Origin of the sequence: Streptomyces sp. NBC_00247, from assembly GCF_036188265.1 — a bacterium.
GTDB lineage: Bacteria > Actinomycetota > Actinomycetes > Streptomycetales > Streptomycetaceae > Streptomyces.
Window position 1 is genome coordinate 4,236,188 of sequence record NZ_CP108093.1, and the last position, 20,537, is coordinate 4,256,724.

The window sequence follows — 20,537 nt, forward strand, 5'->3', positions numbered from 1 at the left end:
CGGGCGGCCCGCGCGGGTCCTCGGGTCCGCCGTCGTCAGCTTTCGTCCGATTGCGGCGGGCGCAGGGCTGTCACCGTGCCCTCGGTCAGCAGGTACACCGTGTCGCCGTACACCGCGATGGCCGGCCGGCCCCCCGTGGCGCTCATGGGGTGATCCTCGCGAGGCGCCGTCTGCCAGAGAGGGGCGCCGCTCGCGGAGGCGAAGCAGTGGACGCTTCCGTCCGCGTTCGAGACATGGACGCGCTTACCGCTGACGTGCAGGAAGTGTCTGTCACTCCACGGCCATTGGACGGTGGTGGGCAGCGTCTTCGTCGTCCATCGCCGTTTCCCGGTTCGGGCGTCGGCCGCGACGACGGTGCCGTCCGGATCCACTCCGTAGAAGGTCCCGTCCTCCTCGACGAATTCCATGCTGCTGGGAAGGGTCGTGGACGTCGGCTGGGTCTGCCAGTCACTGATGACGAGAGCCCCGTCGGGGCGTCGCAGCAGTACGGTCTCGGCGGCGAAGGCCACGGGGACCATGGAGCCGGGCGATTGGGCGCTCAGGATCTTGCCGTCCTCGGTCGAGAGCTCCTGCAACCTCCGCCCATTGAGGGTCTCGTCGTCCGTGAGGCGGTAAACGCGGTCATGAGCGGTGTACAGCTGGGTATTGCTCCCCCGGTCCTCGGCTTGCCACACTCTGTCGCCCGTCTGTGCGTGCCAGGCGACCAGGCCGTTCGGGACGTCGAACACGATGATGAGATCGGACGTGCGGACACATGTCGCGTACGGATTCGCCGATCCCGGAGGGGTCGACCAGACGGGCTTCCCGGTCGCGGCGTCGACAGCGACGACGCGTCCCTCGCCGTCGCGGGCGTCGCTCTCTTCGAGGGTGTAGGCGAGGCGACCGTCGTGGGAGAGGCCCAGAAGCTCTGTCTGAAGGGGAGAGTCGCGGCTCCAGAGCCGTGTACCCGTCCCCGTCGCGAAGGCCGCGATCTGGCCGGTCGAAGGGGACGACGCACACACGAGGACGGTGGCAGAGGCGTGGCAGGAACTGATGTTTTCGTCCCCGTCCCGCGCGGTCGCCTTCTGCTGCCAGCGGGCCCATCCGGCGGGCTGCAGAGCGTTGGCTTTCTCCAGCGCGGGAACCGCTCCGGCCGCGGACGAGCCCGTGAGGGGTCGCACGGGCTTACCGGAGCCGGTCGTCCCCGGACGATCGGCTCCGTCCCACACTCTGGCCGCCCACGAGCCGAGGCCACCCGCAGCGGCCAGAGCCCCCGCCCCCGCGATGAGTGCGCCACGTCGCGACAGCGGCTTCCGTGCCGGTACCGGAGCGGCGTCGGCCTCTGCGCGGGCCGGGGGCAACGCCGCGCGGCGGCCCCAGTCGTCCTCCGGTGCGGACCGGAACGCGACGAGGAGCTCGTCCGGAGTGGGCCGGTCGGCCGGGTCCTTGGCGAGACACCACTGGACGACTTCGCGGACCGTGCCCGACAGTTCGGCGACGGCGGCCGGCTCGTGCACCACGTTGTAGGTCAGGAAGGGCGATCCGGCATCGAACGGGCCGTGCCCCGTCGTGGCGAAGACGAGGACGGAACCGAGGGAGAAGACGTCGGACGCCTGCTTCACCCCGTGTGGCGCGGACAGCTGCTCGGGAGACATGTAGGGAGGGGTTCCCAGGATTCTGCCCGTGACGGTGAGGGTCTGGTGGTCCGGGGCCCGGGAGATGCCGAAGTCGATGACTCGGGGCCCGTCCCCGGTCAACAGCACGTTGTCCGGCTTGAGATCTCGGTGGATGACCCCGACCCGGTGGATGTCCCGCAGTGCCTCGACGAGCCCCACCGCCAACTGCCGTAACCCGGTGTCCGTGAGCGGCCCCTCATCGCGTACCACCGCGCGCAGCGAGCGGCCGGGCGTGTACAGGGTCGCCATCCACGGCCGCTCCGCCTCCGGATCCGCATCCACGACGGGCGTCGTGAAAGCGCCCGAGACTCTGCGCGCCGCCGCCACCTCCTGGCGGAAGCGAATCCGGAACTCCATGTCGTCGGCCAGCTGCTGGTGGACGACCTTCACGGCGACCATCCGTCCGGACTCGCCCCCCTGGGCCAGATACACCGTGCCCATCCCGCCCGAACCGAGCCGGTCGAGAAGCCGATAGCCGCCGATCGACGGCGGATCGCCCTGGAGAAGTGCCATTCTGCGCCCCCGTCCCACCACCGCGACGCGGGGTTCAGGGCCAGAGGCTAGCGCCTCCTCCACAGGCGAGCCGCCGTCTTCAGCCGAACTTCCGCTCCCCGTCGACGGGGTGAGCGACCGAGCTCGGTGCCGTAGCCGTGCCACCGCCGGGAGCATCCCTCCTGCGTCCGCTCGGGGGAAGTCGGCCGCGCGAGAGGGATACGCGGCCCCTCAGCGGCCTCAGCCCAGCGGGGGCGGGCCCGGCACGCGGCTCACCCGGGCGCCGGGCAGTCCGCGCAGGATCTCCGCGCCGATCTCCGTGAGGCGCTGCGGGCCCGGGGGAGTGGCGCCGAGCCCGACGGCGTACCGGACGAACCCCGCGTCCGCCGTGGCGTCCGGGCCCCCGGCCACCGGGCGGGGCCAGGCATGGGTGTCCGGGGAGCCGGACCGGGCGAGGGCGTCGAGGAACGCCAGGAGGCGTCCCCGGAAGCGGCCTTCGTCAGCGCCTTCGCGTACGGAGACCACCGCCCAGGCCGTGTGGCGCAGGTGGAGCGGCGGCGGGGCGCAGAGCCGGGCGTACGGGACGGGGCCGGCGTCCACCGCCGCGTCCAGCACCTCCCACGCGCGGAACAGCTCCTCGGCGATCAGCTCCCGGCCAGCCGCCGACACCTGCGTGGAGCAGGAGCGTACGGGGGTCGTCGGGGTCAGGATCGTGACGGTGTCACCCGCGTCACCCGCGTCACCCGCGTCACCCGTGGCGGGGGCGGCGGGGTCGTCCGCGTACGCCACTGGCCGGGACCAGTCCCACTCGGCCCACTGGGCGAAGAACCGTCGCAGCAGCGCCGTACGCGTCGGCCGGACCGTGGGTGTCGACCGGGCACCACCCGCCTCCAGGACCGTCCGCGCCGCGAGGACCGTCCACGCGAGCCCCGGCAGTCCGCCGCAGGGCGCGGAGTCGAGCCCGCGCGCCCGCGCCCACGCCTTCACGTCGTGGACCAGCTCCGTGAAGGCGGCGCGGTGCGGGGCGGTCGCCCCGAGCAGCTCCTCCGCGTCGCTCACCGCGCTCAGCGCGACGGCCGCCGCAGGGCCCAGCTCCACGCGCCGCCCGACCGCCTCCGCCGGGGGAACGCCGACCGGGACGACCGTCACGAGGTCCACCCGCAGCCCGTCGAGGAGGAAGCGCAGGCCGGGCACCCGGGCCCCGGCCACCTCCCGCACCTCCTCGGCCTCGGGCAACCGACGCCCCAGCGCCCGGGCGCCGATCGGTGTGGGCAGCGCCGCCACCAGGTCCACGTCCGCCCCCGGCAGCGCACCGCCCATCCGCCGCGAGCCCACGAGGTGGACGCCCGCGCCGGGCAGCGCCCGTGCCACCCGGGCGAGGACCAACTCCCCCGCGTCCGAGGCGCCTTCGGCCTCCGGCCCGTCCGCCGTGGACAGCTCGACGCGTACCCCGAAGTGGTCCGAGGCGTACAGTCCGGTCGCGTCCGGGGTCGCGCCCACCAGCCCGGCCGCCACCGGGCGCAGCCGCCGCGAGCGGTACAGCACCCGGTCCAGGCGGGACACGCGGCCCGTCAGTGAGCCCACGGCGGCCAGCGGGTTCACCGAGGGATCGAAGGTGGGGGTGTCGTCGTCCGGGCCGTGGACCGTCGTCCAGGCATCCGTCAGGCCGAGCCGCGACTGCGGGTTCGGGCCGCCGTCGTTGAAATCCCCGACCACCAGAAGGTCACCGTCCAGATCCGCGAACCCCGTTGCCAGATCGGCGAGTTCACGATCCCGGCGGGCGGCGCCCGCGGGGGAGTGATCGCTGCTGAGGTGCGTCACCGCGACGGTGACGGGCCCGCCCGCCGCCTCCACGACGACCGCCGCGACCGCCTTGTGCCGCCCCAGCGGGTGCCACCCCGCCTCGCGTACCGGCAGCCGGCTGAGCACCAGCAGCCCGCAGTCGGCGACCTCCCGCCCGTCCAGGCCCGCGCCGAACGCGTACGCGTCCCGGACCCACGCAACTCCTGCCAGCAGGTCCATCAGCGGAGGTTCGACCTCCTGGAGGGCGATGACGTCCGCGTCGGCGGCCCGCAACGCGTCGAGCAGCAGCGGGCGGCGGCGGGCTGTGCCGATGCGTTCGGAGTCGTACCGGTCCCACAGGGTGTTCCACGTCAGCACGGTCAACCCGGTCGCGGGGGAGGCCGGTTGGGCCGGGGAAGCGGGAGCCCAGCTCCGGCCGTCGAAGGTGTGCGGGGTGCGGGCCGCGAAGTACGGCGACGGGAGCAGCCGCGTCTCGCGCACCCGCCCGGCCTCCGTCGAGTCCACCCGGTCCAGACCCGAGGCGCGGTCCCACACCGTCTCGCCGTCCGCCTCGAAGAACAGCACCCGGTGCCAGGGGACCTCCCCGCCCGGCGTGAAGCGCGGCAACGGCACCCGCTTCGGCTCCCGGCCGCGCTGCGCCACCCCGATCGTGAACCGCGCCGGATCGAAGCGGGCGTCCCAGCGAATCCGGTGGTAGATCTCGTCGCTCGTCCGCATCAGACCTTCGCCGTCCCTGTTCCGCTCGTCCGCATCAGGCTGTCGCCTCCACCGTCCCGCTCGCGCCCAGGTAGAAGGTCCGGTGCGCCTCGCCCGGGTAGGGCGGGACGTACCGCCGCAGCTGCGCCTCCTGCACCCGGGGCGGTACGGGATGGGTGCGGTGGACGTTGCGCCGGGCCAGTTCCGCCGCGCCCACCACCGCCACCACGTGCGTGACCATCGCGTTCCGGCGCGCGGCGGTGGAGTGCACCAGGGCGCGCTGCCTCGGGGTGAGCGAGGTCGCGTCCCACACGGTGGTGGTGCGGGGCAGCAGCGCGCGGTCCAGCCGCTCGGCCGCTTCCCGTACCACCTCGGCGTTGGCGCTCTGGTCGGCCCGGTCGCCGCGCGCCTCGCGCAGGTCGTCGAGGGCGAGGTACGTGGCGATCCCGGGCAGCGTGCGGGCGTACGTGCTCTTGCCGCTGCCGGACGGCCCGCACAGCAGCACCAAGCGCGGGAAGTCGCCGGATCGCCAACGCCAGGTGGCGGCCACCGCCTCCTCGGCGGTGGTGACCCGCCCCAGCGCGTACGCCTCGCGGACCTGCGCCCGGCAGCGGTCGGCGGCGTCCGGCTCAAGGTCGTCGAACGCCTCGCGCAGCCCGGCCGGTTCGCGGACGTCCTCGGCGTGGAGCGCGGACCACGCGACCTGCTCGCGCGCCTCGTCCGTGGGTGCGGTGGCCGCCGCGAGCGCGTGCAGCGTCCCCAGGTCGGCCGCCCACGACATGCGGATCAGTCCGGTCCGGCGCGCCTCGTCCGGGTACGGGCGGTGCAGTGAACGGTGCAGCCCCACCAGGTCGGCCACCCGGACCGCGAGCGGCATGCCGACGACGGGGGCGAGCCGGGGCGCGATCGAGGCCCGCCGGTCCTGGTGGAGCAGCCCGGCCAGGACCCCGGCCAGCCGCTCGTCGCCGAAGGCGCCGGAGCCGCCGGAGACTTCGCCCAGGGCCTCCGCCGTACGGGCGTCGGGCTGGTCCTCCCGCGAGGGCGAGGGCGAGGGCGGGAGCGCCTCGCGCAGGGCGTCCGCGTCGACCGCACCCCCCGAACGTACGGCCCACAGGGCGGCGGACGGGCCCAGCGTGTTCGGGACCACCGCCGCGTGCATCCAGTGCGTGCCGGTCGTCACGTGCCCCGGCCGCACCCACTTGGCCACGACCCGCCCGAACTCCTCGGCCCGGAACGCCTCGGCGGGCCGGACGACGTACCCCTCCTGTCGGCCGGTGTCGAGCGTCAGCTTCCGCAGCGCCTTCTCCGCCCGCGCGTCGAACACCCCGCGCCAGAGCACCGGCGGTACGGGGATGCCCAGCCCGCGCAGGAACGCGGTGGTCTCGTCCCAGCCGAGGCAGCGGTCGCCGTCCCAGACGGAGAAGCCGTAGAAGAAGCCGTCCAGCCGGTCGTACGGGATCGAGTGCCGCGCGAACATGTTCTCCCCGCACACCCGCCACCCCGCCGGGATGCGGGAACCCACCCGCCCCTGGAGCGCCTTCACCCAGCCACGGGACGGATGGTGGGCCGAATCCAGCGAGCGGGCGTGCAGCCCGTCCGCGTAGAGCGTGGTGTTCTCGCCGTCGAGCTTCTCCGTGGCGACGACCTCGCGCCCGACGAGCGCCGCCAGGTCCGCCACCCGCACGTCGTCCGAGGTGGCACCGGGCGACCAGGGCAGGTGCGGGGTGCGGGGGTAGTGCGTACGCATGATGGTCGGGCCCCCGGTGCGGATGGAAAACGACTGTCACTCTATGCAGCGGCGGGGAGGGCGGGCGACGGGATTTCCGCTGGGAGTCGTCGCCCCGCGGGAGCTCGACGGCGACCCGGCCGCAGTGCCCGCCCGCGCGAAGGAGGCGGCACAGGGTCAGGACGTCCGGCTCGGCGGTGGGGCCACGATCATCCGGGAGTTCATCGAGGCCGGCCTCGTCGACACCCCGCATGTGGCGGTCGCGCCGACGAAGCTCGGCTCCGGGGCCCGGCTGTGGGAGTCCCCCGATGAGCTGCTCGACCGGTTCCACCAGGACGTCGTGCCCAGCCCGAGCGGCGTGACGCACCACCTGATCTGGCGGAAGCAGGGCCGGACCAGTTGGCCGGCGTGGGCTCCGTCACCGGCGCCCACGGCATCGCCGCTGTCCGGCGACGTCCTCAGGGCTGTTCGCGATTCTCGGCGGGTGCTCGGCGCCGGATGCGGCACCCAGGAGGTGTCCGGCGGGACAGCCTGAGGCGTCGCGGAGTACGTCGTCCGCCCGCCGGCCAGGCGGGACCTTCATCACACGCCCTCGATCCCCGGGTCCACCGCGTCGGCCCGTAGGCAGCGGTCGCACCTGCTCTGCTCGGGGGCCCGGAACGCCCGGTCGCAGGCGGGGCAGTTCTGCATGGGGAGGACCGCCGGTCGGTTCGGCGCCGGTCGGCTCCCGCGCTCGGCGGGGAGCGGGAGCGGCGGGGGAAGCTGGCTGGTCAGCCGCTTGACGAGGAACTTCGCCGGGTACTTCACCTGCCCGGGCAGATCGCTGAGGAGGGCCTCCCGCACGTGGTCCGCGTGGACGCCCCGCTCCAGCCAGACCGCCACGGACGGCGCGAGTTCCCGCACCTCCTTCTCGCTGAGCCGCAGCCGCTTCTCCTCGCCCCGCAGCCCGCTGAGCAGCTCGGCGGCGACCGCGAGCCGTGCCAGTTCGGCGGCGGGCGACGCGGTCGGCCGGACCGGCTGCGGCAGGGAGGCGCGGATGGACGCGGCATTGGGCACGGAAGGTGCCGAAGGCTCAGCGGGTGCGGGTGCGGGTGCGGGTGCGGGTGCGGGCATGGGCGGGGCGGGTTCCGGCGGCTGCGGTGGCGCGTCCGGCTCCGTACGCACGGTCTCGACCAGCGGTGCGCACGGCGCGTTCGGTTCGGCGGCCGGGGGCACTCCTGCGGGCGCGTCCGCGTGAGGCCGGGAGAGTTCGACGACAGCCGCTACCGGGGCGGGCGCGGCCTCACTCGCAGCCGCAGCCCCAGTCGCGGCGGCGACGCCCACCGGCTCCCACAGCTCCCGCAGCGCGTCCGCCGCCGTGCACATCGCCCGTACGGGCCGCTGCTCGGGGCGCCGTCCACGGGCGGCGCCCCGAGCACCACCGGGTCTGGTGCTTCCCGTAGCCCCCACCCGCTGCTGCGGTACGCCGGGAGCCCGCCGCCCGAGGGGTTTCCGGCCGGAGGCCCTGCGCTCGGCGGCCTGGCGCTCGGCCACGGCTGCCCGGGCGGCGCGGTCCTGCTGGGCGGCGTCGGGGTGGTTGTACGCGATCGTGCGGGTCATGAACCGTCCCTCGCCGACACGGTCCCGGGGCCGGTCCAGGTATCCGCAGCGCTCCAGCTCGCGCATGGCCCGCGCGATGGTCTCGGCGCCTTCCTGGAAACGCTCGGCGAGCGCCTTGATGCCCACGCGGCGGCCGGGCGGCAGCGACTGGATGTGGACCGAGACACCGATCGCGACGAGCGAGAGCTCGGGGTGCTGCGCCAGATGGTTGCCGACCACCACGAACTCGCTGGTGAGCGGCACGGTGACGTGCGAGAGCCCGGTGGTCCGGGTGCGACTGCGGTCGATGACCACTGTCCGGGCGCGCGGGTGCGCGCTAACCTCATGCGTATCCATTGGGAAGGTTGAGACTTCCTGGTTGGTCAGGCCCTCGATCGGGATGCCAGTCCCGGCGGGGGCCGTCCTATGTCTGGTGAGGGGCGGATGCCCCTGCTGTTGGGGGGAGCATATGCCTGCCAACCGGACGAAAATCCAGCTGAGTTACCGAAACTCACCCGTCCGGGTGAGGACACGCCGAGCGGCGTGGAGCCGCCCCCGAACCGCCTGGTGGGGGAGGGGTTCGGTTTGGTTCTTTTTCAAGTTCTTTGAAGCTTTTGGAGTCCCGAAGCGCCATGTCCCCGCCGTCCGGGATACGGAGGGCGGGGACCCGTCCCACCGGGTCCCGGGAGGCGGGACCCGGTGGGACGGAACGTCCGGGAACCCGGGTGGCCCGGGAGTCAGGACCCGGTGAGCGCCACCTCCGCCCACACCGTCTTCCGGGGGAACGGCCCGTGCTCCACGCCCCAGCGCTCAGCCAGAGCCTCCACGAGCACCAGCCCCCGCCCCGACTCGGACTCCGCCCCCGAAGCCCGTACGCGCGGCAGCCGCTCCCCGCGCGTATCGATCACCTCGATACGGAGCGTGTCATCCGAGAGAGTGAGCCCGAGGCGGAAGTCGCGGCCCTGGACGTACCCGTGCACCACGGCGTTCGCCGCCAGCTCCGCCACCACCAGAGCGGCCGTGTCCGGCGTCAGTCCCCACGCACGCAGCTGCTCCGTCGCCAACAGCCGGGCCAGCCGGGCGCCCCGGCGAGTGGCCGAAAGCTGAAGCGTGAACTTCCCCGAAGTCGCGCGCGGTTGGATGATTTCTTGATTCATGTCACTCAGCGTGGCCGCAGGTCACTACGCTGAGAAGCGCCGACGCGGGTACGGACGGTGACTGTCCAGTCGCGGCCCCCTCCTGTCCACCTCGTACGGCACCGCATGCCTGAGCGACGGGTCGAGAAGGCGGGGAACTTTGATGCTGGAGGAAGACGGCAGGGACGGTACGGCGGACGGTCTGGACGAGCCGGACGTCGGCGACTTCGGCCTGGAGGACGACTCCGGCGCGGTGATCGCCGCCGTGGGCAGGCAGATCCGCCTCTGGCGGGAGGCGGCCGGCATGCGCGCCGCCGAACTCGGCCGGGCCATCGGCTACGGCGAGAACCAGATCTACAAGGTCGAGTCCGGCAAGCGCATCCCCAAGCCGGAGTTCCTGGACAAGGCGGACGAAGTCCTGGGCGCGGGCGGCAAGATCGCCGCGATGAAACAGGACGTGGCGGAGGCGAGGTACCCGAAGAAGGTCCGGGACATGGCCCGGTTGGAAGCAGACGCAGTTGAAATGGGCGCGTACACGCACCAGACGTTTCATGCCCTCCTGCAGACGCACGAGTACGCGAAAGCCCTCTTCGGGACGCGCCGTCCCCTGTATTCCGCTGAGGTCATCGAGAGAGCCGTGGCAGCCCGGACCGCACGGCAGAACGTCATCGGGAAGTCAGAGACCGTGCCGGTCTTCAGTTTTGTCCAGGATGAGGCAACGCTTCGCCGCCCGCTCGGAGGCAAGCTCGTCCAGCGGGGACAGCTGGAGCGCCTCCTCGAACTGGGGCAGATGCGCAACGTGGAGATTCAGGTGATGCCGACCGACCTTGAGGACCATGCCGGGCTGATGGGAGGCTTCCGTATCCTCCGGCTAAGAGGCGGTACTACCTTGGGATACACGGAGGTTCAGCACCTGTCGATGCTGATCACCGAGCCTCGTGAGGTCCAGATGCTGGAGATGCAGTACGGGAGTATCCGGGCGCAGGCGCTCACTCCAAGAGAGTCGCTTGCCTTCATTGAGAAACTGCTGGGAGAGACATGAGTACCAAACCCACGGTCGAAGAGATTTCGGCGTGGTTCAAGAGCAGTTACAGCAGCAGTGACGCCAATTCCGACTGCGTTGAGGTCTATACGACTGCCTCGACTGTCCATCTGCGGGACTCCAAGACCGTCCCGGGTCCGCAGATCAGGTTCCGGGCCGCCACCTGGACCGCGTTCGTCGGGTTCGCGGCCGAGAGCTGACCACGCCCCGGAGGAACGGGAGCGACTGAGGCGCGGGCCGACGCGTCTCGTGTCTTGCGCCGCCGCCCCCACCTGCGCCGCTCCCGAACCCGCCCCACACCGTCACCCGGCAGCCAGTACCTCCACCCCCACCTCCGCCACGAGCCGCTCGATCACCGGGTTGCCCGGGTCGGCGTCGGTGATCAGCCCGGTGACCCGTTCCCAGGGGAGGACGCGGTACTGCGAGGCCGTGCCGATCTTCTCCGAGGACGCCAGGACGTACGTCTCCGCCGCCCGCGCGGAGAGAGCCCGCTTCATGGCCGCCTCCTCCGCGTCCCCGGTCGTCAGTCCGGCCTCGGGGTGGACGCCGGTGACGCCGAGCAGGCAGAGATCGGCGGAGACGTTCTGCGCGGCTTCGACCGCCGCCGCGCCGCAGGTGACCGCCGAGTGCTTGAAGACGCGGCCCCCGAGCAGGAAGAGCTCCGCCTGCGGATGAACGATCAGGGCGGCGGCGATCGTCGGGCTGTGGGTGATCACGGTGCAGGCGAGATCCGCCGGGAGTGCGCGGGCGACCGCGAGGGCGGTGGTGCCGCCGTCCAGGATCAGTGAGCCGCCCGGCCGCACCAGACCCGCCGCCACCATGGCGACCCGCTGCTTTCCGTCTGCGGCCACGTCCTGCCGGGCGGCGTAGTCGGCCACCGCCGGAGAGACGGGCAGCGCCCCGCCGTAGACCCGCTGGCACAGTCCCTCGGCCGCGAGGTCGCGCAGGTCGCGGCGGACGCTGTCCTCGGAGATGCCCAATTCGGCGGCGACGTTCTTGGCGACGATCTTGCCCTCGCGGGCGAGCAGACCGAGTAGGTGATCGCGTCGTTCAGCAGCCAGCATGCACGTTCTCTCCTGTTCTTGCGTGTTTCTGCATGTAGTGTAGTCGGCGTGAACGACACACTCGTGACGAACAAGCTCATGCTCATCCTCATCGCCGGCCCCTACCGCTCCGGTACCGACGGCGACCCGCAGGCCATGGCCGACAACCTCCGCAGCCTCGAAAGGGCCGCCTGGCCGGTCTTCGCCGCCGGGCACGTCCCCGTCATCGGTGAGTGGGTCGCCCTGCCCGTGCTGCGTTCCGCCGGTGCGGGCCCCACCGACCCCCTCGCGGACGAGGTCCTCTACCCGGTCGCCGACCGGCTGCTCGCGCACTGCGACGCCGTACTCCGCCTCCCCGGCGAGTCCGCCGGAGCCGATCAGGACGTCGCCACCGCCCGCCGCCGCGGCCTGCCCGTCTACTTCGAGGCGAGCGAGATCCCCCGCCGTACCCCGGGCGAGGTCGCATGACCGCCCGCCCCGGCGTCGATACCCCCGACCATCGGGGCCGTACCGGCCTCGACCGGGCGGGACGCGGCCTGGACCGCAATCCTGACGTTGTGGTCCAGGCCGTCGAACTCACCTCCGAGGGCTGGCACGTCCTGCGGCGCACCACCTTCGACTACCGCCGCCGCGACGGGCGTTGGGAGACGCAGCAGCGCGAGACGTACGACCGGGGCAACGGTGCCGTCGTCCTGCCGTACGACACCGAGCGGGGGTGCGTGCTGCTCACCCGGCAGTTCCGGTACCCGGCCTACGTCAACGACCACCCCGACGGCATGCTCGTCGAAGCCGCCGCCGGGCTGCTCGACGCGGACGACCCGTTCACCGCCGTCCGCCGCGAGGCTGCCGAGGAACTCGGCATCACCCTCGGCCCGCTCACGCACGTCTTCGACGCGTACATGAGCCCCGGCTCGGTCACCGAACGGCTCCACTTCTTCGCCGCCCCGTACACGGAGGCCGACCGGACCGGAGCCGGTGGTGGCGTGGAGGCGGAGGGGGAGGACATCGAAGTCCTCGACGTGCCCTTCGCCGAGGCCCTCGCCATGACCCGCGACGGACGCGTCGCCGACGGCAAGACGATCATGCTGCTGCAATGGGCGGCACTGGACGGCCCGTTCGCGCCCCGGCGGTATCAGCCCCGGCAGCGGCCGGGCCAGGGGTGACCGGCGGCCGGGCGGAAACGCGGAAGGGCACGGGACGGCGATGAACCGCCACCACCCACACGCCGAAGTCCCACCACCATCCACACGCCGAAGTCCCGGACCTGGCCGCACCGGCCGCGACTGCCTCTTCCCCGGTTGCATCACCGACGGCACACCCCGTACGCCATAGTGAAAGCAAGGGAGTTGACCGGGGGGAGCTTTCATGATCGGGCAGGCGTACGTTGGAGCCGGGGACGTGACCACTCCGGCGATCGCGACACTGCGGGCTCGGATCTCGCAGGCGATGGACGAGACGGCGGAGGCCACCGTTCTCGAACATCTCAAGGTCTGGCTGCAGATGCCGACTGATTCCCTCGTCACGAGCATGCTGGACAGGGACTGCGATGAGCGCGCCAAGAAGGTGGGCGACCGGCTCAGCTCCGATCCGAGGGGACATTACAACCCCGCGGATCTGTCGGCGGCCGCGGACATCGCGGTCAAGTGGGAAGGGATCGGTAAGATCCTGCACGGCGACCGCGCCGTGATCCTCAAGGGGCCGCCCGGGCACGTGGGCGGAGACAAGAGCGTCTTCCTCGCCAAGAACGGGATCGGCTTCCACGTGATCGTGCTTCTGGCCACCGGGCAGGAGCCCGGCGGAAGCCCCTTCTTTCTGGGTCTCGACCCGGACGTCAGCGCCACGAGGGAGTCCCGGATGGCGTGGGCTCCGGTCGCCCTCGGCGGCAAGGGCACCGTTGCGAAGGTGTCGGTGTTCAATGACGCGAAGTGCACCGAGGTCATCAAGAAAATGATCCTCGGCGCGTCGCAGGACGGATTCGGCCCGCTGGTCCGCAAGTACTACGTCGACACGACGGAGGCATTCCCCGCAGTCGTCCACGCCTGAGGGCTGTCGTGCCCGCACTCTGCCGCGAGGAGCCCACTTCGCGCTCCTCGCGGCGGAACGGCCGCGCCGGCTCGCCCCCAGGCCCTCTGGGCGAGCAGGGTGAGGGTGCCGGTGAGCACGATCCGCGCCGGTGCGCGCCGGCCACGCCCGCTACGGGGTGCCCGGTGCTCTCCCGGGCTGAAGCCGCAGCCGGGACAGCCCTTAAGCTCGCGACCATGTGGATACGAGCGGTCCAGGAGGCGTTTCCCGAGGCGGGCTTCCGGGAGCCCGCCTCGGTGTCCGAGATCGCCGAAGCGGAGAAGCGGCTCGAGCGGGCGTTGCCGACGGAACTCAAGGAGTTGCTCCTCGAAAGCGACGGGGTGATCGGACACACCCACGTGGACACGGTCTGGACCGTGGACCGGATCGTCGAGCGGAACCTGCTCTTCTGGTCCGACGCCGCCTTCGCCCAGCTGTACATGCCCTTCGACGCCCTCTTGTTCTTCGGGGACGACGGAGGTGGTGACCAGTTCGCCTTCGTGCAGAGGCCCGAGCGGCCCGACGTGTTCGTCTGGGAGCACGAGAGCGACAGCCGCAGGTGGGTGGCCAACGGCCTGCGGGACTATCTCGGTCGCTCGCTGCGCGCCGGCGGAGACGACTGGTACGGGCTCTGAGCAGCCCCGGGGCGACTGCGCGGCGGCCTCGGCCCCTGTGACACGGCGCGGAGAACGGGTCGAGCACGAGCTCCCACGGCGGCCCGATGGCTTCCCGTATTTCCGCGAAGCCCGCCAGGCCGCGGCCGGCGTCCGCCCGGTCGCGGTAGTCGTGGCTTTTCCCGAGCTCGCGGAGTCCCGCGACAGCCGCCTGCCGCCGGTCGCCGTCCACCTGCCCTCGGCCCTGTTCCGCCCGCTCCGGGCCCAATTCCGGCGCGGACCTGGACCGTTCGTTCTCCTCCGTAGCCCGGAACGCCGCCCCCCACGCCCCGGCGAGGCCGTCCCGGGCGGCCTCCAGCCCCGCGGCCGTGTTGCCCCCGGGTACGGCGACCCGGTCCACGACCTCGTCGAGCGAGGCGCCCTCCCCGAGCAGCCGGCTCAGCGCGTGCAGGCTCAGCGCGTGCAGGCTCTGTACGGCGAGGGCCTCGGCCGGCTCCCTCGGCAGCGGGGCGCCGCGCTCCTCCTGGGCGTCCACCATGGCCCGTACCGCTCCGGCCGGCAGCGCCGGGCCCGAGGACGCCAGGTCGGTCGCGGCCCTGCCCTGGCTCTCCTCGATCACGAACGGCGTGGAGATCAGGCGCACGCGAACGGCGCCACCCGCACCCGCGGCCGCACGCTCCCGCACCTCAGCCGGACTTCGGCCGCACCTCAGCCGCGCTGAGGCCCGGCGCCAGCCGTCGCGGTGGAGCGTCTCAACTGGCGAGCCCAGAGCGCCTTCTGGGCGAGCAGGGTGAGGGTGCCGGCCAGCACGATGCCGCCCAGGTTGGCGAGGAGCTGCTGCGAGGAGCCCACCGTCTGCGCGTAGTCGGAGTAGCTGAACGCCACCGCCGCGTTGGCCGCCGCCGGGACCGTGGTCACCGAGATCGTGACCCCGATCAGGGCGGCCGACTTCGCCGAGGTGAGCGACAGGGTGCCCGCGACGCCCGCGAGGAAGGCGACCACGAACGACATCCAGTCCGGCTGCCAGATGAAGGCGGTGTTCGGCCGGTCGCCCTCGACCATCGCCCGGCTGAACAGTCCGCACGCGTCCAGCAGCCACGCGAACCCGGCCGTCATCACCATCGCCGCCGCGAAGCCGCCGACCAGCGCCACCAGCGAACGGGAGACCAGCCGCGGCGCCCGCTGCACCAGAGCGGTCGAGACCCCGGCCAGGGGGCCGAACTCGGGCCCCACCGCCATCGCGCCGACGATCAGGATCGCGTTGTCCAGCATCACGCCGACCGCGGCGAGCATGGTGGCGATCGTCAGGAAGGCGACGTACGTGATGCTGAAGGTCGACTCCTCGTGGGTGACCTCCGTCAGCTCCTCCCAGAGCACGGCGTCCGCACCGTCGCCGGGCGCCTGCTCCTCGGCCTCGTCGGCCCGGGCGGAGAGGGTCAGCTCCGGGTTATCCACGGTGATGGAGCCCTCGCGGTCGATCCCGAGCCCGCGCAGCGCCCCGATCAGCGGGTCGCCCGCCTCCCGTGCCACGTCGCAGAGCACCAGGTCGCCCGCGGGGGAGCGGGCCGCGCCGGGCAGGACCACGAGGTGGGTGGCGCCCACGCTCCCCTCCAGCAGTCGCACCACGTCGTCGGTGCGGTCCGCCGGGACGATCAGGCGCAGATGCAGCACGGGGCCACTCCCAGTGGTCGGAGACGGCGCCGGACCGTACGGGCCCGGGCCTTGCGGAGCATCAGGGTGGCACGGCCCCGCGACGGGTCCGGGCCCGCTGTCCGCGACCGCCGGGCCGGCTTCCCTCCCGCCCGTCTTCCCGCCCGTCGGAAGCGCGGCGATCAGGCTGCTCTCCCTCGCGCGGGCGAGGGGCGTCCTCGCGGGATCGACGGGGCGCGGCAAGGGCACCGGCGGCCCCCCGAAGCGCGCCCGCGTTTGAGCAGTCGCTCGTGGGGGGTAAGATCCTCGGCCGATTGGCCAGGGTCGCTTTCCGTGTGGCACACTGGCCAGGTTGCTCGGTTGAGTGTCAATGCTGCGCGCCTCCCGCCGGGAGGACCGGAAGCGAGTCCCACAGTACTCGTCGACCCTGTACGGGTCGGAAGTACGGGAATCTTCCGGGAAGCGTCAGAGGGGCATAGACCAGGCACCCGGTGGGCGTTCCGCCCCCGATCTGCTCTTCATTGAGCGCAGCGCGGTCTTTGGGCCCGCACCCCCTTGGTTGGGATCTCCTTCGGGAGATTTTCGTAGAGGGGATGCGACACGCCCGACCGCGTGGGTCGGATGCGGAGGACTGGAGAACCCCCGGGTTCCAGAGCGTTTCGAGAGACAGGACTACTAGTAGCCATGGCGGGACAGAAGATCCGCATCCGGCTCAAGGCCTACGACCACGAGGTCATCGACTCCTCGGCGAAGAAGATCGTCGAGACGGTGACCCGCACTGGTGCGTCGGTCGCGGGCCCGGTGCCGCTGCCCACTGAGAAGAACGTGTACTGCGTCATCAAGTCGCCGCACAAGTACAAGGACTCGCGCGAGCACTTCGAGATGCGCACGCACAAGCGCCTCATCGACATTCTCGACCCCACGCCGAAGACGGTTGACTCGCTGATGCGTCTCGACCTGCCGGCCGGCGTCGACATCGAGATCAAGCTCTGAGGTGACGCGCGAGATGGCTAAGAACATTAAGGGCGTCCTGGGCGAGAAGCTCGGCATGACCCAGGTCTGGGACGAGAACAACCGGGTTGTCCCGGTGACCGTCGTCAAGGCCGGGCCCTGTGTCGTCACCCAGGTCCGCACCAACGACAACGACGGCTACGAGTCGGTCCAGATCGCCTTCGGCGAGATCGACCCGCGCAAGGTGAACAAGCCCCTCAAGGGTCACTTCGCCAAGGCCGACGTGACCCCGCGCCGCCACCTGGTGGAGCTGCGCACCCCGGACGCCAGCGAGTACACGCTGGGCCAGGAGCTCACCGCCGAGGTGTTCGAGTCCGGCGTCAAGGTTGACGTCACGGGCAAGAGCAAGGGCAAGGGCTTCGCCGGTGTCATGAAGCGTCACAACTTCAAGGGCCTCGGCGCCGGTCACGGCGTCCAGCGCAAGCACCGTTCCCCCGGTTCGATCGGTGGCTGCGCCACCCCTGGGCGTGTCTTCAAGGGCATGCGCATGGCCGGTCGCATGGGTAACGAGCGCGTCACCACCCAGAACCTGACCATCCACGCGGTTGACGCGGAGAAGGGTCTGCTCCTCATCAAGGGCGCGGTCCCCGGTCCGAACGGCGGCCTCGTACTGGTCCGTACCGCGGCCAAGGGGGCTTGAGGTAATGAGCACCATTGACATCCTTTCGCCGGCAGGCGACAAGGCCGGTACCGTCGAGCTCCCCGCGGAGATCTTCGACGCGAAGACCAGCGTTCCGCTGATCCACCAGGTCGTTGTCGCTCAGCTGGCCGCTGCCCGTCAGGGCACGCACAAGACCAAGCGTCGTGGCGAAGTCCGTGGTGGTGGCCGCAAGCCGTACCGCCAGAAGGGCACCGGCCGCGCCCGCCAGGGTTCGACCCGCGCGCCGCAGTTCGCCGGCGGTGGCGTCGTCCACGGCCCGCAGCCGCGTGACTACTCGCAGCGCACCCCGAAGAAGATGAAGGCCGCCGCCCTCCGCGGTGCCCTCTCGGACCGGGCGCGTCACTCCCGCATCCACGTCATCACCGGCGTGGTCGAGGGTGGAGTCTCCACCAAGGCCGCCAAGACGCTGTTCGGCAAGATCTCGGAGCGCCCCAACCTGCTCCTGGTCGTCGACCGCGCCGACGAGGCCGCGTGGCTCTCCGCGCGCAACCTGCCCCAGGTGCACATCCTGGAGCCGGGCCAGCTCAACACGTACGACGTGATCGTCTCTGACGACGTGGTCTTCACCCAGGCCGCTTTCGAGTCCTTCGTGTCTGGCCCCCAGACCGCTGAGACCGAAGGGAGCGACGCCTGATGAGCACGGCGACCGTAACCAGCAAGACGTACTCGGACCCGCGCGACATCCTCGTGAAGCCGGTCGTGTCCGAGAAGAGCTACGCGCTGCTCGACGAGAACAAGTACACGTTCATCGTCGCGCCGGGCTCCAACAAGACCCAGATCAAGCAGGCCGTCGAGGCGGTCTTCTCGGTCAAGGTCACCGGGGTCAACACGATCAACCGTCAGGGTAAGCGCAAGCGCACCAAGACCGGTTTCGGCAAGCGCGCCGACACGAAGCGCGCCATCGTGACCCTCGCCGAGGGCGACCGTATCGACATCTTCGGCGGCCCGACCTCCTGACGGAGGTAGGGACGTCCAGGATCCGGAATATTTCCGAGGACTGAGAAAACATGGGTATCCGCAAGTACAAGCCGACGACGCCGGGCCGTCGTGGCTCCAGCGTCGCCGACTTTGTCGAGATCACGCGGTCCACGCCGGAGAAGTCGCTGGTCCGCCCCCTGCACAGCAAGGGCGGCCGTAACAACACCGGTCGTGTGACCGTTCGCCACCAGGGTGGTGGCCACAAGCGCGCCTTCCGCGTGATCGACTTCCGTCGTCACGACAAGGACGGCGTGCCGGCCAAGGTCGCGCACATCGAGTACGACCCCAACCGCACCGCGCGCATCGCGCTGCTGCACTACGCGGACGGCGAGAAGCGTTACATCGTCGCTCCGAAGGGCCTGAAGCAGGGCGACCGTGTCGAGAACGGCCCGACCGCCGACATCAAGCCCGGCAACAACCTGGCGCTGCGCAACATCCCGGTCGGTACGACCATCCACGCCATCGAGCTGCGGCCCGGCGGCGGCGCGAAGTTCGCCCGTTCCGCGGGTGCCTCCGTGCAGCTGCTGGCGAAGGAGGGCACGATGGCCCACCTTCGTATGCCTTCCGGTGAGATCCGGCTGGTCGACGCCCGCTGCCGCGCCACCATCGGCGAGGTCGGCAACGCCGAGCAGTCGAACATCAACTGGGGCAAGGCCGGCCGTATGCGCTGGAAGGGCGTTCGCCCGACCGTCCGCGGTGTCGCGATGAACCCGGTTGACCACCCGCACGGTGGTGGTGAAGGCAAGACCTCCGGTGGACGTCACCCGGTCTCGCCGTGGGGTCAGAAGGAGGGTCGTACTCGCTCGCCGAAGAAGGCATCGAGCAAGTACATCGTCCGCCGCCGCAAGACGAACAAGAAGCGCTAGGAGCGGGTTTAGATGCCGCGCAGTCTCAAGAAGGGGCCCTTCGTCGACGGACACCTCATCAAGAAGGTGGACGTACAGAACGAGGCAGGCACCAAGAACGTCATCAAGACCTGGTCCCGTCGCTCGATGATCGTCCCGGCCATGCTGGGGCACACCATCGCGGTGCACAACGGCAAGATCCACGTCCCGGTGTTCGTCACCGAGTCGATGGTCGGCCACAAGCTCGGCGAGTTCTCGCCGACTCGCACCTTCCGCGGCCACGTCAAGGACGACCGGAAGTCGAAGCGCCGCTAGCGCGGGGTGGAAACGACTATGACTCACACCGAAGGGACAACCATGGAAGCCAGGGCCCAGGCGCGGTACATCCGCGTCACGCCCATGAAGGCCCGCCGCGTGGTGGACCTCATCCGTGGCATGGATGCCACGGAGGCTCAGGCGGTCCTGCGTTTCGCCCCGCAGGCCGCGAGCGTGCCGGTTGGCAAGGTGCTTGACAGCGCCATCGCCAACGCTGCACACAACTACGACCACCCTGACGCCTCTTCGCTGGTCATCAGCGAGGCGTACGTGGACGAGGGCCCGACCCTGAAGCGGTTCCGTCCGCGTGCTCAGGGCCGTGCCTACCGGATCCGTAAGCGGACCAGCCACATCACCGTGGTCGTCAGCAGCAAGGAAGGAACCCGGTAATGGGCCAGAAGGTAAACCCGCACGGGTTCCGGCTCGGCATTACCACGGACTTCAAGTCCCGTTGGTACGCCGACAAGCTGTACAAGGACTACGTCAAGGAAGACGTCGCCATTCGTCGCATGATGACGAAGGGCATGGAGCGCGCCGGCATCTCGAAGGTTGAGATCGAGCGCACCCGCGACCGCGTCCGCGTCGACATCCACACCGCTCGTCCGGGCATCGTCATCGGCCGCCGCGGCGCCGAGGCCGACCGCATCCGCGGCGAGCTGGAGAAGCTGACCGGCAAGCAGGTCCAGCTGAACATCCTCGAGGTCAAGAACCCCGAGGTGGACGCTCAGCTGGTGGCCCAGGCCGTCGCCGAGCAGCTCTCCTCCCGCGTCTCCTTCCGTCGCGCCATGCGTAAGAGCATGCAGAGCTCGATGAAGGCCGGCGCCAAGGGCATCAAGATCCAGTGCGGTGGCCGCCTCGGCGGCGCCGAGATGTCCCGCTCGGAGTTCTACCGCGAGGGCCGCGTGCCCCTGCACACGCTCCGCGCGAACGTCGACTACGGCTTCTTCGAGGCCAAGACGACCTTCGGCCGCATCGGCGTGAAGGTCTGGATCTACAAGGGCGACGTCAAGAACATCGCCGAGGTCCGCGCCGAGAACGCCGCTGCCCGCGCAGGCAACCGCCCGGCCCGTGGCGGCACCGACCGCCCGGCCGGCCGTGGTGGCCGCGGTGGCGAGCGTGGCGGTCGCGGACGCAAGCCGCAGCAGCCCGGCACGGTGGAGGCCCCCAAGGCCGACGCCCCCGCCGCCGCTGCTCCGGCTGCTGAGAGCACCGGAACGGAGGCCTGACCGAA

Annotated in this window: 21 protein-coding genes and 2 pseudogenes; 15 read left to right on the forward strand and 8 right to left on the reverse strand. The window is 71.3% G+C overall.

All coding sequences use genetic code 11. From position 1 onward, the window contains the following. Positions 1-35: 35 nt before the first annotated feature. The 3 genes from OHT52_RS18265 to OHT52_RS18275 form a co-directional block, all read right to left on the reverse strand. Positions 36-2,168 carry a protein kinase domain-containing protein gene (locus OHT52_RS18265; protein WP_328721274.1) on the reverse strand — a complete coding sequence of 711 codons (2,133 nt, stop codon included), beginning with the start codon at positions 2,166-2,168 and terminating at the stop codon, positions 36-38. A 219-nt stretch (positions 2,169-2,387) separates the two neighbouring features. After that, a complete protein-coding gene (locus tag OHT52_RS18270; RefSeq protein ID WP_328721275.1) occupies positions 2,388-4,667 on the reverse strand; it encodes a poly(A) polymerase in 2,280 nt (759 codons plus the stop codon). Positions 4,668-4,701: 34 nt separating this feature from the next. After that, positions 4,702-6,393, reverse strand: coding sequence for an RNA ligase family protein (locus OHT52_RS18275; RefSeq protein ID WP_328721276.1), 1,692 nt, complete (start codon positions 6,391-6,393; stop codon positions 4,702-4,704). 103 nt (positions 6,394-6,496) lie between these two features. On the opposite strand from OHT52_RS18275, the pseudogene OHT52_RS18280 reads away from it, so the two are divergent. Beyond that, positions 6,497-6,757, forward strand: a pseudogene (locus OHT52_RS18280) (dihydrofolate reductase family protein); the annotation flags it as partial. A gap of 197 nt (positions 6,758-6,954) precedes the next feature. Here the strand turns inward: OHT52_RS18280 and OHT52_RS18285 are convergent. Both OHT52_RS18285 and OHT52_RS18290 read right to left on the reverse strand, forming a co-directional pair. After that, positions 6,955-8,307, reverse strand: coding sequence for a hypothetical protein (locus OHT52_RS18285; protein ID WP_328721277.1), 1,353 nt, complete (start codon positions 8,305-8,307; stop codon positions 6,955-6,957). A 380-nt stretch (positions 8,308-8,687) separates the two neighbouring features. Beyond that, complete coding sequence (locus OHT52_RS18290) at positions 8,688-9,107, reverse strand: ATP-binding protein (protein WP_328721278.1); 420 nt, start codon at positions 9,105-9,107, stop codon at positions 8,688-8,690. Positions 9,108-9,249: 142 nt separating this feature from the next. On the opposite strand from OHT52_RS18290, the gene OHT52_RS18295 reads away from it, so the two are divergent. Together OHT52_RS18295 and OHT52_RS18300 are read left to right on the forward strand one after the other, a co-directional pair. Next, a complete protein-coding gene (locus OHT52_RS18295) occupies positions 9,250-10,128 on the forward strand; it encodes a helix-turn-helix domain-containing protein (protein WP_328721279.1) in 879 nt (292 codons plus the stop codon). Then, positions 10,125-10,328 (forward strand): DUF397 domain-containing protein, encoded by a 204-nt coding sequence (locus tag OHT52_RS18300; protein WP_328721280.1) that lies wholly within the window; start codon positions 10,125-10,127, stop codon positions 10,326-10,328. The genes OHT52_RS18295 and OHT52_RS18300 overlap by 4 nt, the downstream gene beginning before the upstream one ends. A 102-nt stretch (positions 10,329-10,430) precedes the next feature. Here OHT52_RS18300 and OHT52_RS18305 read toward each other — a convergent pair whose 3' ends face one another. Beyond that, positions 10,431-11,192, reverse strand: coding sequence for a DeoR/GlpR family DNA-binding transcription regulator (locus OHT52_RS18305; RefSeq protein WP_328721281.1), 762 nt, complete (start codon positions 11,190-11,192; stop codon positions 10,431-10,433). 63 nt (positions 11,193-11,255) lie between these two features. Here OHT52_RS18305 and OHT52_RS18310 point away from each other — a divergent pair, with 63 nt between their 5' ends. The 4 genes from OHT52_RS18310 to OHT52_RS18325 all read left to right on the forward strand — a co-directional run bounded on the left by OHT52_RS18310 (position 11,256) and on the right by OHT52_RS18325 (position 13,867). Further along, entirely contained in the window at positions 11,256-11,639 is a 384-nt protein-coding gene (locus OHT52_RS18310) for a DUF4406 domain-containing protein (protein WP_328723794.1), read from the forward strand. After that, positions 11,636-12,334, forward strand: coding sequence for an NUDIX domain-containing protein (locus tag OHT52_RS18315; protein WP_328721282.1), 699 nt, complete (start codon positions 11,636-11,638; stop codon positions 12,332-12,334). The genes OHT52_RS18310 and OHT52_RS18315 overlap by 4 nt, the downstream gene beginning before the upstream one ends. Before the next feature lie 235 nt (positions 12,335-12,569). Continuing rightward, positions 12,570-13,214 carry a hypothetical protein gene (locus OHT52_RS18320; protein WP_328721283.1) on the forward strand — a complete coding sequence of 215 codons (645 nt, stop codon included), beginning with the start codon at positions 12,570-12,572 and terminating at the stop codon, positions 13,212-13,214. A 215-nt stretch (positions 13,215-13,429) separates the two neighbouring features. Next, complete coding sequence (locus tag OHT52_RS18325; protein ID WP_328721284.1) at positions 13,430-13,867, forward strand: SMI1/KNR4 family protein; 438 nt, start codon at positions 13,430-13,432, stop codon at positions 13,865-13,867. Between the two features lie 280 nt (positions 13,868-14,147). Here OHT52_RS18325 and OHT52_RS31515 read toward each other — a convergent pair. Together OHT52_RS31515 and OHT52_RS18330 are read right to left on the reverse strand one after the other, a co-directional pair. Then, a pseudogene (locus tag OHT52_RS31515) lies at positions 14,148-14,531 on the reverse strand (pyrroline-5-carboxylate reductase family protein); the annotation flags it as partial. A 23-nt stretch (positions 14,532-14,554) separates the two neighbouring features. After that, positions 14,555-15,517, reverse strand: a complete 963-nt coding sequence (locus tag OHT52_RS18330; protein ID WP_328721285.1) for a DUF389 domain-containing protein — start codon at positions 15,515-15,517, stop codon at positions 14,555-14,557. 663 nt (positions 15,518-16,180) lie between these two features. Between OHT52_RS18330 and rpsJ the strand changes: the two genes are divergently transcribed. The 8 genes from rpsJ to rpsC are packed head-to-tail and all read left to right on the forward strand — an operon-like array spanning position 16,181 to position 20,532. Then, positions 16,181-16,489, forward strand: a complete 309-nt coding sequence (gene rpsJ / locus OHT52_RS18335; protein ID WP_003948644.1) for a 30S ribosomal protein S10 — start codon at positions 16,181-16,183, stop codon at positions 16,487-16,489. A gap of 13 nt (positions 16,490-16,502) precedes the next feature. Then, a complete protein-coding gene (gene rplC, locus OHT52_RS18340; protein WP_275493820.1) occupies positions 16,503-17,147 on the forward strand; it encodes a 50S ribosomal protein L3 in 645 nt (214 codons plus the stop codon). A 4-nt stretch (positions 17,148-17,151) separates the two neighbouring features. Then, positions 17,152-17,802, forward strand: coding sequence for a 50S ribosomal protein L4 (gene rplD, locus OHT52_RS18345; protein WP_266705246.1), 651 nt, complete (start codon positions 17,152-17,154; stop codon positions 17,800-17,802). Then, positions 17,802-18,125 carry a 50S ribosomal protein L23 gene (gene rplW, locus OHT52_RS18350; protein WP_266705244.1) on the forward strand — a complete coding sequence of 108 codons (324 nt, stop codon included), beginning with the start codon at positions 17,802-17,804 and terminating at the stop codon, positions 18,123-18,125. The genes rplD and rplW overlap by 1 nt, the downstream gene beginning before the upstream one ends. A gap of 50 nt (positions 18,126-18,175) precedes the next feature. Then, positions 18,176-19,012: a 50S ribosomal protein L2 gene (gene rplB, locus OHT52_RS18355; protein WP_328721286.1), complete on the forward strand. Its 837-nt coding sequence runs from the start codon at positions 18,176-18,178 to the stop codon at positions 19,010-19,012. Between the two features lie 12 nt (positions 19,013-19,024). Then, complete coding sequence (gene rpsS, locus OHT52_RS18360) at positions 19,025-19,306, forward strand: 30S ribosomal protein S19 (RefSeq protein WP_003966956.1); 282 nt, start codon at positions 19,025-19,027, stop codon at positions 19,304-19,306. A 42-nt stretch (positions 19,307-19,348) separates the two neighbouring features. Beyond that, positions 19,349-19,696 carry a 50S ribosomal protein L22 gene (gene rplV, locus OHT52_RS18365; protein ID WP_026290933.1) on the forward strand — a complete coding sequence of 116 codons (348 nt, stop codon included), beginning with the start codon at positions 19,349-19,351 and terminating at the stop codon, positions 19,694-19,696. After that, the gene (gene rpsC / locus OHT52_RS18370) at positions 19,696-20,532 is read left to right on the forward strand and encodes a 30S ribosomal protein S3 (RefSeq protein ID WP_328721287.1); all 837 of its coding nucleotides are present in this window, start codon (positions 19,696-19,698) and stop codon (positions 20,530-20,532) included. The genes rplV and rpsC overlap by 1 nt, the downstream gene beginning before the upstream one ends. Positions 20,533-20,537: the final 5 nt, after the last annotated feature.

Bases quoted from the DNA above. Each gene is read 5' to 3' on its own strand.
- OHT52_RS18265 (WP_328721274.1), bottom strand. From the start codon at position 2,168: ATGGCACTTCTCCAGGGCGATCCGCCGTCGATCGGCGGCTATCGGCTT.
- rpsS (WP_003966956.1), top strand. From the start codon at position 19,025: ATGCCGCGCAGTCTCAAGAAGGGGCCCTTCGTCGACGGACACCTCATC.
- rplB (WP_328721286.1), top strand. From the start codon at position 18,176: ATGGGTATCCGCAAGTACAAGCCGACGACGCCGGGCCGTCGTGGCTCC.
- rplV (WP_026290933.1), top strand. From the start codon at position 19,349: ATGGAAGCCAGGGCCCAGGCGCGGTACATCCGCGTCACGCCCATGAAG.
- OHT52_RS18325 (WP_328721284.1), top strand. From the start codon at position 13,430: ATGTGGATACGAGCGGTCCAGGAGGCGTTTCCCGAGGCGGGCTTCCGG.
- rplC (WP_275493820.1), top strand. From the start codon at position 16,503: ATGGCTAAGAACATTAAGGGCGTCCTGGGCGAGAAGCTCGGCATGACC.
- rpsC (WP_328721287.1), top strand. From the start codon at position 19,696: ATGGGCCAGAAGGTAAACCCGCACGGGTTCCGGCTCGGCATTACCACG.
- OHT52_RS18290 (WP_328721278.1), bottom strand. From the start codon at position 9,107: ATGAATCAAGAAATCATCCAACCGCGCGCGACTTCGGGGAAGTTCACG.
- OHT52_RS18275 (WP_328721276.1), bottom strand. From the start codon at position 6,393: ATGCGTACGCACTACCCCCGCACCCCGCACCTGCCCTGGTCGCCCGGT.
- OHT52_RS18285 (WP_328721277.1), bottom strand. From the start codon at position 8,307: ATGGATACGCATGAGGTTAGCGCGCACCCGCGCGCCCGGACAGTGGTC.
- OHT52_RS18295 (WP_328721279.1), top strand. From the start codon at position 9,250: ATGCTGGAGGAAGACGGCAGGGACGGTACGGCGGACGGTCTGGACGAG.
- OHT52_RS18300 (WP_328721280.1), top strand. From the start codon at position 10,125: ATGAGTACCAAACCCACGGTCGAAGAGATTTCGGCGTGGTTCAAGAGC.
- OHT52_RS18270 (WP_328721275.1), bottom strand. From the start codon at position 4,667: ATGCGGACGAGCGACGAGATCTACCACCGGATTCGCTGGGACGCCCGC.
- rplD (WP_266705246.1), top strand. From the start codon at position 17,152: ATGAGCACCATTGACATCCTTTCGCCGGCAGGCGACAAGGCCGGTACC.
- OHT52_RS18315 (WP_328721282.1), top strand. From the start codon at position 11,636: ATGACCGCCCGCCCCGGCGTCGATACCCCCGACCATCGGGGCCGTACC.
- rplW (WP_266705244.1), top strand. From the start codon at position 17,802: ATGAGCACGGCGACCGTAACCAGCAAGACGTACTCGGACCCGCGCGAC.
- OHT52_RS18305 (WP_328721281.1), bottom strand. From the start codon at position 11,192: ATGCTGGCTGCTGAACGACGCGATCACCTACTCGGTCTGCTCGCCCGC.
- rpsJ (WP_003948644.1), top strand. From the start codon at position 16,181: ATGGCGGGACAGAAGATCCGCATCCGGCTCAAGGCCTACGACCACGAG.